Annotated in this window: 11 protein-coding genes and 1 pseudogene; 5 read left to right on the top strand and 7 right to left on the bottom strand. The window is 65.8% G+C overall.

The annotated features are described in order from the left end of the window. The first annotated feature begins 76 nt into the window (after positions 1-76). From K2O51_RS12705 to K2O51_RS12690, 4 genes and pseudogenes are all read left to right on the top strand, one after another. On the top strand, positions 77-1,270 hold the full coding sequence (locus tag K2O51_RS12705; protein ID WP_011296237.1) for a serine hydrolase domain-containing protein: 1,194 nt from the start codon (positions 77-79) through the stop codon (positions 1,268-1,270). Positions 1,271-1,335: 65 nt separating this feature from the next. Then, the gene (locus K2O51_RS12700; protein ID WP_041679432.1) at positions 1,336-2,064 is read left to right on the top strand and encodes a maleate cis-trans isomerase family protein; all 729 of its coding nucleotides are present in this window, start codon (positions 1,336-1,338) and stop codon (positions 2,062-2,064) included. An 18-nt stretch (positions 2,065-2,082) separates the two neighbouring features. Continuing rightward, positions 2,083-3,522 (top strand): annotated as a pseudogene (hydA, locus tag K2O51_RS12695) (dihydropyrimidinase); the annotation flags it as partial. Positions 3,523-3,545: 23 nt separating this feature from the next. Further along, positions 3,546-4,283 (top strand): aspartate/glutamate racemase family protein, encoded by a 738-nt coding sequence (locus K2O51_RS12690; protein ID WP_011296234.1) that lies wholly within the window; start codon positions 3,546-3,548, stop codon positions 4,281-4,283. Positions 4,284-4,290: 7 nt separating this feature from the next. Here K2O51_RS12690 and K2O51_RS12685 read toward each other — a convergent pair whose 3' ends face one another. From K2O51_RS12685 to K2O51_RS12655, 7 genes are all read right to left on the bottom strand, one after another. Further along, complete coding sequence (locus tag K2O51_RS12685) at positions 4,291-5,082, bottom strand: oxygen-binding di-iron domain-containing protein (RefSeq protein WP_220631195.1); 792 nt, start codon at positions 5,080-5,082, stop codon at positions 4,291-4,293. A gap of 136 nt (positions 5,083-5,218) precedes the next feature. Then, positions 5,219-5,857 (bottom strand): glutathione peroxidase, encoded by a 639-nt coding sequence (locus K2O51_RS12680; RefSeq protein ID WP_140950902.1) that lies wholly within the window; start codon positions 5,855-5,857, stop codon positions 5,219-5,221. Positions 5,858-5,946: 89 nt separating this feature from the next. Beyond that, positions 5,947-7,437 carry an MDR family MFS transporter gene (locus K2O51_RS12675; protein WP_140950915.1) on the bottom strand — a complete coding sequence of 497 codons (1,491 nt, stop codon included), beginning with the start codon at positions 7,435-7,437 and terminating at the stop codon, positions 5,947-5,949. 317 nt (positions 7,438-7,754) lie between these two features. After that, on the bottom strand, positions 7,755-8,195 hold the full coding sequence (locus tag K2O51_RS12670) for a CBS domain-containing protein (protein ID WP_011296230.1): 441 nt from the start codon (positions 8,193-8,195) through the stop codon (positions 7,755-7,757). A 156-nt stretch (positions 8,196-8,351) separates the two neighbouring features. Next, positions 8,352-9,776 carry an ATP-dependent RNA helicase DbpA gene (dbpA, locus tag K2O51_RS12665; protein ID WP_011296229.1) on the bottom strand — a complete coding sequence of 475 codons (1,425 nt, stop codon included), beginning with the start codon at positions 9,774-9,776 and terminating at the stop codon, positions 8,352-8,354. A 42-nt stretch (positions 9,777-9,818) separates the two neighbouring features. Beyond that, a complete protein-coding gene (locus K2O51_RS12660) occupies positions 9,819-10,748 on the bottom strand; it encodes a DUF72 domain-containing protein (protein WP_220631194.1) in 930 nt (309 codons plus the stop codon). Between the two features lie 150 nt (positions 10,749-10,898). Then, on the bottom strand, positions 10,899-12,116 hold the full coding sequence (locus K2O51_RS12655; RefSeq protein WP_011296227.1) for a DUF4382 domain-containing protein: 1,218 nt from the start codon (positions 12,114-12,116) through the stop codon (positions 10,899-10,901). 502 nt (positions 12,117-12,618) lie between these two features. On the opposite strand from K2O51_RS12655, the gene K2O51_RS12650 reads away from it, so the two are divergent. Further along, on the top strand, positions 12,619-14,418 hold the full coding sequence (locus tag K2O51_RS12650; RefSeq protein ID WP_140950905.1) for a methyl-accepting chemotaxis protein: 1,800 nt from the start codon (positions 12,619-12,621) through the stop codon (positions 14,416-14,418). The last annotated feature ends 41 nt before the right edge of the window (positions 14,419-14,459 follow it).

The raw sequence follows: 14,459 nt of genomic DNA, 5'->3' as shown, positions 1-14,459 counted from the left end.
CGACCTTCCCCCAGCAACGCTGTATCCGCCGCGCCGGTCCGTCCGACGGTCCACGCGGCGGTGGAGGAGACACACCATGACCCGCATTTCCCGCCTGCTGGCCGGCGCCGTGCTTGCGCTGGGCGCCCTGCAAGTCCACGCCGCTCCGGCGGCGCCCGCTCGCCCGGCCGATGGCATTCCGAGTGCGCAGCCTGAAGCGGTCGGCGTCGATTCAGCGAAACTCGTTGCGCTGTCCGAATGGATTCGCCGCGACAAGCTCGACGTGCGCAGCCTGCTCGTCATCAAGGACGGCAAGCTCGTGTTCGAGCGCTACGGCGACGGCCTCTCGCGTGACTACAACCACGAGTTGTACTCCGTCACGAAATTCATCAGCGCACTGCTGGTTGGCACACTGGTCGGCGACGGCAAGCTCAGCGCCGAAGACACGCCCGCGCAGCGCCTCGCGGCTGCGCGCCCCGACCTGGCCCCTGCTCTCGCCGACAAGAAAGCAATCCAGCTGCGCCATCTGATGTCGATGTCGAGTGGCCTGTCGTACAAGCTTGTGGAAGGCACCGACACGCTGTACTACGGCGTGCCCGACCGGCTCAAGGTCGCGGCGTCCGCCAGCGTGCGTGTCGCGCCCGGCAAGGAGTTCGACTACATCGACGTGAACCCGGTGCTGGTCGGCGCCACCGTCAGCCAGGTCACGGGGCTGCCCGAACAGCAATACGCCGAACAGCGCCTGTTCAAGCCGCTCGGCATGCAGCACTACCGCTGGGACGGCGCCGACGGCAAGGGCGCTGTGTCCGGCGGCTGGGGCCTGCGCCTGCGCTCGATCGACATGGCGCGGCTCGGCATGCTGATGCTGAACCAGGGCCGCTGGAACGGCCAGCAGGTCGTGCCGGCCTCATGGGTCGCGCGCATGACCACGCCGTCCGGCCCGGCGCCGGACTACGGCTTCTACTGCTGGATCAACAACATCGTAAAGAGCGAGCGCGAGTTCAGCGCCATGGGCTACAAGGGCCAGTTCATCACTGTGCTGCCCAGGCAGAACGCCGTCGTCGTGATGAACAGCATCATGTCCACGCAAGGCGGCCTGCGTGACGCGGCGTACCTCGACCTGTACCGGCGCATGGTGAACGACTATTTGCTACCCGCGCTGCAGGCCGGCAATACCGTGCATCCCGATGCAGCCCGGCAGGCCGCGCTGCAGAAGGAGCTCGAACTGGCACACACGAGCCAGCGCGTGCCCGGCACCGCGCTCGCCTTCAACGACAAGCCCGAACAGTAAGCCACTACACAACAACTTGCGAGACGCCGATGACGGCGTCCGCACCACTCCTGAGAACACCTCCAATGACCAAGCAAATCCGCCTCGGCATGCTGACGCCGTCTTCCAATACCGCGCTCGAACCGATTACCAGCGCGATGGTCAGCGGCTTGCCCAACGTGAGCGCGCATTTCTCGCGCTTTACCGTTACCGAGATCTCGCTGCGCGACCAGGCACTGGGCCAGTTCGATCTCGAGAAGATCCTTGCCGCAGCGCGCCTGCTGGCCGACGCGCGTGTCGACGTGATCGCGTGGAACGGCACCTCGTCGGGCTGGCTCGGCTTCGACAAGGATGAAGCGCTGTGCAAGCAGATCACCGAAGCCACCGGCATCCCCGCCACCACCTCGGTACTGGCACTGAACGAAATCCTCGAAAAGACCGGCGCGCGCCGCTTCGGCCTGGCCACGCCGTACCTCAATGACGTGCAGCAGCGCATCGTCGCCAACTACGCGCGCAGCGGCTTCGATTGCTCGCTCGAACGCCATCTGGAACTGCACGTGAACTACAGCTTCGCCGAGGTCGAGGAAGACACCATCCGTACCATGGTGCGCGAACTCGCCAAGGACAAGCCGCAGGCCATCACCACGTTCTGCACCAACCTGCGCGCCGCGCACCTGGTGGAAGCGCTGGAAGCCGAGACCGGCATTCCCGTGTACGACACCATCTCCACCGTGGTGTGGAAGTCGCTGCGCCTGGCTGGCGTCGACACGCGCGCGCTGACCGGCTGGGGTCGTCTGTTCCGCGAAGTCCAGTAAGGCAGAGTACAGAGGCAACGAACCGGAGTCATGACCATGCCCGCAGACAACAACCTAGACCTGGTGATCCGCAATGCCGACGTGGTCACCGCTTCGGACCGCTTCCAGTGCGATATCGGCGTGCGCGACGGCCGCATCGTCGCGCTCGGCCACGGTTTGCCGCAAGGCAACCGTGAAGTCGATGCCACCGGCCTGCTCGCGCTGCCCGGCGGCGTCGACGGCCACTGCCACCTGGACCAGCCCATGCCCGACGGCATGCGCATGGCCGATGATTTCTTCACCGGTACGCGCGCGGCTGTGTGCGGCGGCACCACCACGGTGATCCCGTTCGCCGCGCAGGAAAAGGGCGCTTCGCTCAAGGCCGCGGTGGCGGACTACCATCGCCGCGCCGAAGGCCGCGCCGTGATCGACTACGCGTTCCACCTGATCGTGGCCGACCCAACCCCCACCGTGCTGCAGGACGAACTGCCCTCGCTGATCCGCAAGGGCTATACCTCGTTCAAGGTCTACATGACCTATGACGACCTCAAGCTGTCGGATCGCGAGATGCTGGAAGTGCTGGACGTCGCGCGCGAACACAAGGCGCTCGTGATGGTCCACGCGGAAAACTCGGACTGCATCTCGTGGCTGACCGACAAGCTGACCGGCGAAGGGCGCATCGCCCCGCGTTTCCACGGGCTCGCGCGTCCCGCTCCGGTCGAGCGCGAGGCCACGCACCGCGCCATCACGTTCGCGGAACTCGTCGACGTGCCAATCCTGATCGTGCATGTGTCGGGCAAGGAGGCGATCGAGCAGATTCGCTGGGCGCAGGGCAGGGGACTGAAGATCCTGGCCGAGACCTGCCCGCAGTACCTGTACCTCACCGCGGACGACATGGGCCTGCCCGGCGACGATGGCTATGAAGGCGCCAAGTGCGTGTGCAGCCCTCCGCCGCGCGATCCGGAGAACCAGGCCGCCGTGTGGCGTGCGCTGGTGAACGGCGTATTCAGCGTGTTCTCGTCGGACCATGCGCCGTTCAATTACGACGATCCGGAAGGCAAGAAGCTTGGCGGTAGCACCGAGCATTCGTTCGATCACATTCCCAACGGCGTGCCGGGCATCGAAACGCGCCTGCCGCTGCTGTTCGACGGCGTCGCTCAGGGCAAGCTGTCGCTGCACCAGTTCGTCGAGCTGACCTCATACCGCCCGGCCAAGATCTACGGCCTGTATCCGCGCAAGGGCACCATTGCCGTCGGCGCCGATGCAGACATCGTGCTGTGGGATCCGGCGCGCAAGGTGCGCATCACCAACAGCGCGCTGCACCATGCTGTCGACTACACGCCGTATGAAGGCCTCGACGTCACCGGCTGGCCCGTGACCTGCTTCTCGCGCGGCGACATGCTGGTGCGCGATGGCGAGTACCTGGAGCCCGCAGCCGGACGCGGCAGGTTCCTCGAAGCCGGCCAACCCGAGGTCTGAACCCGAACCATCGCAAACCCGATATGAACCTCCTGATCGTCAACCCCAACATCAGCGAGTCGGTCACCGACCTGATTCACGCGGAAGCCCTGCGCACCGCCTCGCCCGAAACGAACATCACCATGGCGACCGCGCCGTTCGGCGTGGCGTATATCGAAACGCGCTTCGAGGCGCTAGTCGGCGGCTACGCGACTGCATGCGCCGCGGCCGAGCACGCCGGCAAGTTCGATGGTCTCGTCGTCGCTGCCTTCGGCGACCCGGGCCTGGCCGGACTCAAGGAGCTGTTCGACGTGCCCGTGGTCGGCATGACCGAAGCCGCGCTGGCCAGTGCATGCCTGCTCGGCCAGCGCTTCTCGATCATCGCGATCTCGCATCGCATCGAGGCGTGGTATCGCGAATGCGTGGCGAGCAATGGGCTGTCCTCGCGCCTGGCGAGCATCCGCTCGCTGCAGGAGCCGCTGCGCGATATCGGCAGCGTGCAAGAAGACCATGCTGCGCGGTTGGAAGAACTGAGTCTGCAAGCCGTGCGTCAGGATGGCGCCGACGTGATCATCGTCGCCGGCGCGCCGCTTGCGGGACTGGCCCGCTCGCTCAAAGGCCGCATTCCGGTGCCGGTTGTCGATGGCGTCAGCAGCGCCGTGCGTCATTGCGAATCGCTCGTGGCCCTGCAGCCCGGCAGCACGCGCGAAGGCAGCTTTGCGCGCCCGCCGCGCAAGCCAAACGCCGGCCTGCCATCGGCGCTGGCACAGCTGCTCGCCTGAGGACGGATCAGTCCGTGACGGTGTGGGCGGGCGGCACGCGGTAGTGGTTCGGCGTGAGCAGGTCCAGCCCGCATTGCAGGCCATCGACCCAGTCGATAAAGCGCGCGACCATGGCCGCACCGCGAAACGACGGCCCGTGCTGCGGCACGATCCATTCGATGTCGAGCGTGCGCGCCATCGCCGCCCACAGCCGGCAGGCGCGATTGCCGCTCATATAGCGCTGGTGGAACGGCAGCATGCGCGCTACGTGCGCATCGAAATCCGTAACCGTGGCGCCGGCCTCAGCGGCGCTCGTCATGGCTGCGCCGAGATCGCCCGAGAACAGGATCTTGCTGATGGGGTCGTAGAACTGGAAGTTGCCCTCGGAATGCAGGAAATGCGCGGGCACGGCGACCAGCGAACCACGGCCCAGCGGGATATGCGTGCCCGCGTCGGGAATGGTGACGATACGCCCGTTCGTCTTCCCCGCCTGACAGAAATGCGGCAGAAAGCGCGCCCACACTTTCGAGATGAGAACCTGGCAATCCGAGCCCGTCAGCCAGCGCCCGACCGAGGCGACGATATCGGGATCGGCGTGCGAAGCGAGCACGTAGTCGAGTTGCTTGGGCGGGAAATAGCGGCTGATGGCCAGGTACAGCTCGCTGTAGGTCATGTGTCCGCCGGGATCGATCAGCGCGCCGTGGCCGTGGTCGACGACCAGGAACTGGTTGGTCTGCACCACTTCTCCATGCGCTTCCTCGACCAGGTCGGCAAACATCAGGCAGGTATGCCCGTCCGTGTTGTACAAGGTGATGCCCATCGTGCCGCTCCGCCGTCTCAAAGCGGCGACGTTAATCAGCGCGCGGCAATGTGTGCTTGATGCAAATCAAGCTCCACAAGCAAAACAGCCCGGCCAAAGCCGGGCTGTCGCAAGCGAAAGACAGGATGCGGGCCGCTCAGCGCGGGCTGGACAGCAACTGCTCGATCTTCGCCACGAACTGCTTGTCGTCGGGCTTCGTCATGCTGTTGTAGCTGCCCACCACGTTGCCGCTGCGGTCGATCAGGTACTTGTAGAAGTTCCACTTCGGCGCGGTGCCGGTTTCCTTTGCCAGCAGCGCGTACATCGGATTGACATCACCGCCACGCACGTGGGACTTGCCCAGCATTGGGAACTTGACGCCGTAGGTGTTGTAGCAGAAGTCTGCGATCTCCTTGGACGAGCCCGGCTCCTGCGAGAAGTCGTTGGACGGGAAGCCCAGCACCACCAGCCCGCGGTCGCGGTACTTGCTGTACAGCGCTTCCAGCCCTTCATATTGCGGCGTGAAACCGCAATAGCTCGCGGTGTTGACCACCAGCACGACCTTGCCCGCGTACTGGCACAGGTTCTGCGGGGCCTCGTCCTGCAGGCGCGGGAACTGGAAGTTGAGCGAAGCCGGGCAGTTGCCGGCCGGCGCTGCGGCCGGCATGGCGGCAGGCTTGTCGGCGGCGCGCGCCGGATGCGGCAACAGTGCAGCACTGGCGGCGGCGAGTGCAAGCGCGGTGGCAAACATGGCACGGCGCACGGAAGCGGCGAGGGCGGTCTGACGGCGGTTCATGCGATGTCTCCTGTCTCCATAAGGGGCGGCTCGCTGTATCGGGTACGCGATAGTCTACGCCGATGCCGGCCTCGGCGCCGGCAGGCAGCTCAGTCCATGGCCAGACTGGCGGCGTGTTCCGCGACGCTGCCGCGCAGCTCGATGTCCGGCATGCAACGCACGATGCCAAGCGCCAGCAGCGCGGCGACGGCCCCTACTGCAAAGATCAGCTGGAAGCCCGATTCGACACCGTTCGAAAGGATCTGCCGCACCGCCGGGGAAAGCTGCGCGAACGCTTCGCTGCCATGCCGCAGCGCGCCGAGGTCGAGCGCCTGCGAGACACCGGCAGCGGCCGTGGCGTGGCGGAACTCAAGCGTGAGCAGCGTACCGGCGAGCGCGCCGCCCAAAGCGCTGCCGAGCGAGCGCAGCACCAGCAGCGCGCCGGTGCCGGCGCCAGTGTCGCGGCGCTCCAGCACGTTCTGCACGCTCATGAGCGTGCCAACCATGACCATGCCGAGGCCTGTACCGCCGATGCTCATCGCCAGCAGCACCACGGCAAGCGGCACGGCAGGCGTAGCGAGTGCCAGCACGGCCAGCCCGATCGCGCCGGCGATGAAGCCGGCCGTCAGGATGCCGCGCATGCGTCCTACGCGCGGCGCCACCCAGGCCACGATGAAATTGCCCGCCACCGTGGCCAGCAGGAACGGCATCACCAGCAGCCCCGACATCGACGCATCGGCGCCGCGCACGAGCTGGAAATGCAGTGGCAGGGCGAAGATGCACAGGAAGATGTTCAGCGCGGCCAGCGCCGAAGCGGCCACGCCCATCACATAGGCGCGGTTGGCAAAGAGCCGCGGCGGCAGCATCGGGTCGGCGGCGCGGCGTTCCTGCCACGCCAGCGCGGCCACGGCGGCCACCGTCACCAGCGCCAGCAGGCCCAGTTGCGGCGAGATCCAGTTGAACACATCGCCGCCCCAGCTCATCGCGAGCAGGAATGCGACGATGGCCGCAGCCAGCAGCAGGGCGCCCACCCAGTCCACGCGCGCACGGCCGCCGCGCACGGGCAGCATGGCCAGGCCGCGGTAGCACAGCAGCATCGCCAGGCCGCCCAGCGGCAGGTTGATCCAGAACAGCCAGCGCCACGACAGGTTGTCCGACACCCAACCACCGACGAGCGGACCGGCAATCGACGCCACCGCCCACACCGTGGCCAGGTAGCCCTGATAACGGCCGCGCTGGCGCGGCGCCACCACGTCGGCAATCGCCGCCTGTGCGAGCGACATCAAACCGCCACCGCCGATGCCTTGCAGCGCGCGGAACAGGATCAGCTGACCGAGCGACTGCGCCATCGCGCATGCCACCGAGGCCAGGATAAACAGCGTGATCGCCACCATCAGCAGCCGGCGCCGGCCGAAGCTGTCGGACAGCTTGCCGTACAGCGGCGTGGCGACGGTCGAGGTGATCAGATAGGAGGTCACGATCCACGACAGATGCCCGAAGCCGTTCAGGTCATTGGCAATGGCCGGCACGGCCGGGATCACCACGGTCTGGTCGAGCGCTGCGAGCAGGATGCACAACACGATGCCGCCGATCACGCGCATGATCGCCTGGTGGTCGTGGGCGGGGGAAAGAGGAATGGAAGCGTTGGCCTGGCTGGCCGGGTTAAGCGAGGACATGGGCAGACAACGACAAGCGGCAGCCATGTGGCTGCTAACGCGAAACTGGGGAATTGACCGGCCAGGTATGGATCCGCGCAGTGACGGCGCAAGGCCGTGGCGGAAGAAGCCGGAAACGCTAATTCAGTAACCGCATAATTATATGCGGTTATCGTCTATCGCGTGCGGTGGCGCTGCAACACTCGGCTGCGCGCAGGCGCCGCCGTAGCAACCGGCAGCGACCCGCATGCAGAGGTGCGGCGTTACCGACTGCCGCCGTGAATGTAATGCTCGAGCTGCTCAATGATGAATTGCTGCTCGGAGATGATGTCCTTCACCAGGTCGCCGATCGACAGCATGCCGATCAGGTCCTCGCCATTCATCACCGGCAGGTGACGCATGCGGTGCTTGGTCATCAGGGCCATGCACTCGTCGGTGCTCTGGTCACCGCTGACGTAAATAACAGACGACGTCATGATGTCGCGCACCAGCGTATCGCGCGACGAGCGCTGCATCAGGATCACCTTGCGCGCATAGTCACGCTCGCTCAGGATGCCAACAATCTTGCCGTGCTCCATCACCAGCACGGCGCCGATGCCTTTTTCCGCCATCAGCTGCAGTGCGGCATACACCGTCGCCGTGGGCGGAATGCTGAAGATGGCTTGCGTCGGCTTGGACTCTACGACCTGGCGTGCGGTTTTCATCACCCACTCCCTCTTCTGTCGATCATGCGGTACGGCAGAGATGCCATGTCCATCCAGATTAGCAAAGGATCGGGCGGCCTTACAGGGTGACTTACACGAATCTTCGTGAAGTCAGATCTGCGAGAAACTATGCGGTGGCCCAGACGCGAACGCGGCTCACTCGGTCAGCATCCTCACCTTCACCTTCTTGCCCTTCACCTTCCCCGCGTTCAACCGGCGCACCGCTTCTCGCCCGATGGCGCGATCCACCGCGATGTAGGTCGACATCTCCATCACATTGATCTTGCCGATCTGTTCCTTGGTGAAGCCGGCCTCGCCGGTCAGCGCACCGAGGATATCGCCGGGCCGGATCTTTTCCTTGCGGCCGCCCAGCATCTGCAGCGTGACCATCGGCGGCAGCAGGCGCTCGGTGCTCGCGGCGCGCAGTTCGGCCAGCGGGTGCCATTCGAATTCGCCGCCGTGGTGCTGCTCCAGGTTGCCTACGCGCCCCATCTCGTCCATGCTGACCAGGCTGAACGCGTGGCCTTCCTCGCCGGCGCGGCCAGTGCGGCCGATGCGGTGGATATGCACTTCGGGGTCGGGCGTGATTTCCACGTTGATCACGGCTTCGAGCTGGGCGATATCCAGCCCGCGCGCGGCCACGTCCGTCGCTACCAGCACCGAGCAGCTGCCGTTGGCGAACTGCACGAGCACCTGATCGCGGTCGCGCTGCTCCAGGTCGCCGTGCAAGGCCAGCGCCTGAAAGCCCTGTCCGCGCAGCAGGTCGACCAGATCGCGGCAGCGCGCCTTGGTATTGCAGAAGGCCAGCGTGCTGGCCGGGCGGAAATGGTCGAGCAGGCGGCCCACGGCGCTGAGACGCTCGCTCTCATCGACTTCATAGAAATACTGGCGGATGCTCGAGCTGTCGTGCTTCTCGGCCAGCTTCACCTCCTGCGGTTTGCGCAGGAACTTCTGGCTGAGCTTGTCGATGCCCGCCGGATACGTGGCCGAAAACAGCATCGTCTGGCGTTCGCGCGGGCAGCGGCTGGCCACATACGAGATGTCGTCGAAAAAGCCCATGTCGAGCATGCGGTCCGCTTCGTCGAGCACCAGTGTGTTGATCGCGGACAGTTCGAGGCTGCCCCGGTCGATATGGTCGAGGATGCGGCCCGGCGTGCCCACCACGACGTGCGCGCCGTGGACCAGGCTGTCCACCTGCGGGCGCATCGGCGAGCCGCCGCACAGCGTCAGCACCTTCACGTTCTCTTCGGCCCGTGCGAGGCGGCGGATTTCCTGCGTGACCTGGTCGGCCAGCTCGCGCGTTGGGCACAGCACCATCGCCTGGACGTCGAAGCGGCGCGCATCGAGCCTGTGCAGCAGCGCCAGCGCGAAGGCAGCGGTCTTGCCGCTGCCGGTCTTGGCCTGCGCGATCAGGTCGTGGCCGGCGAGCGTCAGCGGCAGGCTCGCGGCCTGGATCGGCGTCATTTCGTCATAGCCGAGCTGGGCCAGCGTGGCGAGCGTGGCCGGCGCCAGGGGCAGGGTGGAGAAATCGGCGGCGGGCGCGGCAGCGCCGGCTTGCGGGGGCAGGGAGCTTGTGTTCATGCCGGATTGTAGCAACGAGGGGTCAATGGGCCGGCCGGAATATCAGGCACGCTTCTTTGCCGGAACCTTCGCCGACACCTTCGCCGGTACCTGTTCCTGGGGTTCCCAGCCAAGGCGCGACAGCAATGCCTGCGCGGCCGCCGGGGCGCGCTCCTTGGCGCCGTTGATGAAGAAGATAAAGACTTCGCGCCGCTTCGCAGCCGGCTGCTTGTCCTCCAACTGCTCCAGATTTGCCGGCGCCTTGCCCGCGGCCCACGTGCGCGCATGCTCGGCCCACGTGTCCAGCGCCTTTGGCCCGTAGCCGGTCGTCAGCTTTTCGCTGCTGTCCATCAGGCGCGCGTAGACAAAGTCGCTGCTCAGGTCAGCCATCGATGGAAACTTGGGCGAGTCGGTGTAGACCGTCGCGGCCTTGTACTTGCGCGCCAGCTTCAGGTAGTCCGGCGACAGGAAACTGTCATGCCGGACCTCCAGCGCGTGACGCAGTGTCACGCCCTCCACCGAATCGGGCAGCAACTGCAGGAAGGCTTCGAAGTCTTCGGCATCGAACTGCTTGGTCGGTGCGAACTGCCAGACCAGCGGCCCGAGCTTCGGGCCCAGTTCCGCAATGCCACTGTCGATAAAGCGCGAAATCGACTCGCCCGATTCCGCCAGCACACGGCGGTTGGTGGCAAAGCGCGAGGCCTTCACCGAGAACACGAAGTCATTGGGCGTCTCGTCTCGCCACTTGGCGAACGACGTGCGCTTCTGCGTGCCGTGATAGGTGCTGTTGATCTCGATGGCCGTCAGGTGGCGGCTCGCATATTCGAGTTCGCGCGTCTGCGCGAGCCCGGCCGGATAGAAATTGTCGCGCCACGGCGTGTAGGTCCATCCGCCGATGCCGACGCGTATCAGCGGTCCGGCTGTTCCCGGCGAACCGGTCTTGCGCTGCGAAGCTGGCGCGGCAGTGGACTTCACCGCGGTATGTGCTGACATGGCGCGATCTCCCGGGACGCGAGATTCAAAGTCTAGCGGGAAACCGCGGCCAGGGCGAATGACAAGCAGGGCGTGCGCACCCGGCCGAAAAAAAATGCCGGAAGCAGGCTTACACCTGCTTCCGGCTTATCGGGCCCGGCGCTGCCTGGGTCAGAACCCGAAGTTCTGGGTCACGTCGGCACTGTTCACATCCACCGGCTGCGTCTGCACCACACCGGCGGAACTGGTGGCCTGCACGCTGTACTTGCCGCCCGCCGCGTTGTCAGGCTGCAGCGGGATCGGCAAGGCCGCCTGGTAGGTGCCGATCACCGGCGCGGCTACCGGCAACGCCGGCGCGGCTGCATAGAAGCTGTAGGCGCCGGTATCGCTCGCGGCAGCGGTGGCGGCGATCTCGAAGGTACCGCCGCTGACCAGTTGCAGCGCGCGCAGCGTCGCTTCGGCCGATGCCGGCGTCACGGTACCCGAAACGCGCCGGTACGACGAAGTCGGCAACGACAGCGGTGTGCCGGACGTCGAAATCGCGGTGCTAGCGCCCGCCACCACTGGCACGCTACGCACGATACCTGTCGCACGGCCGTTGGCCGCGCCCGGCACGACGACAACGTCCACCGCGCCGGCAGTGCTGCTCTGCTCGATCGGCGACAGCGTGAAGTTCCCATTGGCATCCGCCACCGTGGCCTTCACCACAACGCCGTTGCGCTCGGCGTACACGCGCGCGCCCGGCGACGAACCCACCACGCCGGTCACGGCGCCGCTGACCACGGTCGGAATGGCTGTCACCACCGGCTTCAGGCCATAGCTGCCATTGCCGCGCGTCACGACAGACTTGCAGGCGTCAAAATCGAGCACGAGGTCGGTCAGCGTGCCGGGGGCGACGGTGAAGGAACGGTTGATCTTGATGCCAGACTGCACCGCACTGGGTGTATCCAGCGATTTCTCGCTTCCGCCGGTCGGCACCACGGAATTGGCCAATGCCCCTGAGCCGCCGCCGGTGTTGGCATCGAGTACCAGCCGCACCTGCTGGTAATTGCCCGCGGGCAGCGGAGTTTGCCCCAGTTCGGAGAGCGCGCCGTTGGTCAGCGACAACAGGTCGATCTTGCGGGCGGGCGACACATTGATGTCGACCCAGCCGCTAGCTCCGGGATCGGCGTTGGCGCTGGTATGCACGCGCACCTTGTTGACGGTCACAAAGACATGGTCGAAACCGCAGGCCGGCGCATCGGTCATCGAGACCTTGAGCGTTCCCTGTCCGCTGCTACCGCTGCCCGAATCATCGCCACCGCCGCCGCATGCTGCCAGCCCGAATGCCCCGGCCACCGCCACGATGCGAACTGCCCTGGAAGAAAAAGAATAAGAAGAAGCCGACACGGTATCACTCCGCTTGTTGCTGTTAATGACCGCAGAATATGTGACGCATGGCGTATCGACTGTAAGCGTTTGTAATTCGCCGCAGCGACGCCACGGCCATGTTTGCATGAGCCGTCATCCAGCCAGTCCCCGCAAAAGCGCGTTGCGCGTGGCGGCGCAGCGCACGATTTGCTGCTTTGCAATGGCGATGCAATCCCTGTCTCGGCATCGATTCCAGTCGCCATCGCGCCGCAGAGCAACGACGGCCAGACGGCAGCGCGTCATCGTGCATGGCGTTGCTCGGCGCCGAGGCTGCACCGAACGTGCCGATTCGCAAACGGAAACATTCAGGACAGTCGCAGCAACAGGGAGGCTCCTGTCATGGCCGGCTAACGAGGTCACGCGCCTTTTTTGCGACGACTGGCATTGGTCGGCTCAAGTCGTCGCGAAGGCCTCCGTTTACCTGCCCAGTGGAGATCCCACACATGACGCCCCAAAAATTCCCTACGAAGGAAACTGCCCGATGTTCTCAACCATCCGCGCCCGGATCATGGCCCTTTGCGTGGCCATTGTCGTCGTCGCCCTGGCTCTCAACGCGGCGCTCAGCCACCTGGTCACACGCCGCTACAACCAGGAAGCCATCGACAGCAGCCTGACCGCCGTGCAGAACGGCCATGCCGCTGCCATCAACGACTGGGTCGCATCGCACAGCCAGATGATCAACTCGCTGCAGGACGCCGTGCTGCAGCCCGAACCCGACGCTGCGCTCAAGCAGATTGCCGATGCCGGCGGCTTTACCAACGTCTACGTCGGCTACGCGGACAAGACCGCCAAGTTCTCTAACCCGACTGGCATCCCGCCCGGCTATGACCCGACCGGCCGCCCCTGGTACAAGCAGGCCGTGGGCGCAGGCAAGCCGGTGGTGACGCCGCCCTATGTCGATGCCGGCAGCGGCAAGCTGGTGGTCGCCTTCGCAGCGCCCATCGTGCGTGATGGTGGCGTGAAAGGCGTTGTCTCAGGCGACGTGGCCATGGACACCGTGATCGCCAACGTCAAGGCCATCCACCCGACGCCGGCCAGCTTCGGCATGCTGGTGTCGAAGAACGGACTGATCGTCGCGCACCCCGACGACAAGCTCACGCTCAAGCCGGTGTCGGAACTCGTGCCCGCGCTCGGCGCGGACAAGCTCGCATCGCTGCCCGGCGCGGCGGAGCCGCTCGAGGTGGAAGTGGCCGGGACCGCCAAGCTGCTGCGCGCACGCGATGTCCCGAACTCGGACTGGATGGTGATCGTCGCCCTCGACAAGTCGGAAGCCACCGCCGGCATGCGTTCGACGCTGATCGCCTCGATCGTCGCGCTGCTCGTGATTGCGTGCGTGGCCGCAGCCGTCACCGGCGCCGTGACGGCCGTGTCGTTCCGCCGCCTGTCGCAGATCCGCGACGCGATGCGCGCGATCGGCTCCGGCGACGGCGACCTCACGCAGCGCTTGCCGGCCAACGGCCGCGATGAAGTCGCCCAGATTGCCGTGGCGTTCAACACGTTCGCCGACAAGCTGTGCACCGTCATGCGCGACATCCGCGACACCAGCGAATCGGTGCGCGCCGCGTCCGAGGAAATCGCAGCCGGCAATATCGACCTGTCGCGCCGCACCGAAAGCGCCGCGGCCAGCCTCGAGCAAACTGCCGCGTCGATGGAAGAAATCACCGCCACCGTATCGCAGTCCGCCAACTCTGCCCAGCAGGCCAATGCATCGGTTGGCGCGGCGTCACGCGTGGCCGAGAGCGGCGGCGTGGTGATCGGCGAAGTCATCAGCACCATGGGCGAGATCGAAAGCGCATCGGTGCGCGTGTCGGACATCATCAACGTGATCGAAGGCATCGCGTTCCAGACCAACATCCTCGCGCTCAATGCCGCAGTCGAAGCTGCTCGCGCCGGCGACCAGGGCCGCGGCTTCGCGGTGGTGGCGGGCGAGGTGCGCGCGCTGGCGCAACGCAGCGCGCAGGCCGCCAAGGAAATCAAGACGTTGATTGAAACGACCGTGGGTAGCGTGACCACAGGCTCGAGCCAGGTGCAGCGTGCCGGCGCAACCATGCACGAGATCGTCAGCAACGTGTCGAAGGTGACGAGCATCATCGCCGAAATCACGCAGGCCGCCATCGAGCAGACGCGCGGCATTCACGAAGTGAACAAGGCAGTGACGCAGCTCGACGAGATGGTGCAGCAGAACGCGGCGCTGGTGGAGCAATCCACGGCGGCCGCCGCAGCATTGCAAACGCAGGCGGCAAGCCTGGCGGGGGCGGTGGGGCAGTTCAGGCTCGGTTGAGTTCCCGAGCTCTGGCAGCGTGCCGCGCAATATTGCGCCGG

Source organism: Cupriavidus pinatubonensis, from assembly GCF_019602855.1.
Classification (GTDB): domain Bacteria; phylum Pseudomonadota; class Gammaproteobacteria; order Burkholderiales; family Burkholderiaceae; genus Cupriavidus; species Cupriavidus pinatubonensis.
This window is presented reverse-complemented; position numbering and strand designations above follow the sequence as displayed.

What these genes read in the sequence shown, in the direction of transcription:
- K2O51_RS12675 (WP_140950915.1), bottom strand. Translation starts at nt 7,437, where the DNA reads ATGCGCGTGATCGGCGGCATCGTGTTGTGCATCCTGCTCGCAGCGCTC.
- K2O51_RS12685 (WP_220631195.1), bottom strand. Translation starts at nt 5,082, where the DNA reads ATGGGCATCACCTTGTACAACACGGACGGGCATACCTGCCTGATGTTT.
- K2O51_RS12670 (WP_011296230.1), bottom strand. Translation starts at nt 8,195, where the DNA reads ATGAAAACCGCACGCCAGGTCGTAGAGTCCAAGCCGACGCAAGCCATC.
- K2O51_RS12700 (WP_041679432.1), top strand. Translation starts at nt 1,336, where the DNA reads ATGACCAAGCAAATCCGCCTCGGCATGCTGACGCCGTCTTCCAATACC.
- K2O51_RS12680 (WP_140950902.1), bottom strand. Translation starts at nt 5,857, where the DNA reads ATGAACCGCCGTCAGACCGCCCTCGCCGCTTCCGTGCGCCGTGCCATG.
- K2O51_RS12705 (WP_011296237.1), top strand. Translation starts at nt 77, where the DNA reads ATGACCCGCATTTCCCGCCTGCTGGCCGGCGCCGTGCTTGCGCTGGGC.
- K2O51_RS12660 (WP_220631194.1), bottom strand. Translation starts at nt 10,748, where the DNA reads ATGTCAGCACATACCGCGGTGAAGTCCACTGCCGCGCCAGCTTCGCAG.
- K2O51_RS12650 (WP_140950905.1), top strand. Translation starts at nt 12,619, where the DNA reads ATGTTCTCAACCATCCGCGCCCGGATCATGGCCCTTTGCGTGGCCATT.
- K2O51_RS12690 (WP_011296234.1), top strand. Translation starts at nt 3,546, where the DNA reads ATGAACCTCCTGATCGTCAACCCCAACATCAGCGAGTCGGTCACCGAC.
- dbpA (WP_011296229.1), bottom strand. Translation starts at nt 9,776, where the DNA reads ATGAACACAAGCTCCCTGCCCCCGCAAGCCGGCGCTGCCGCGCCCGCC.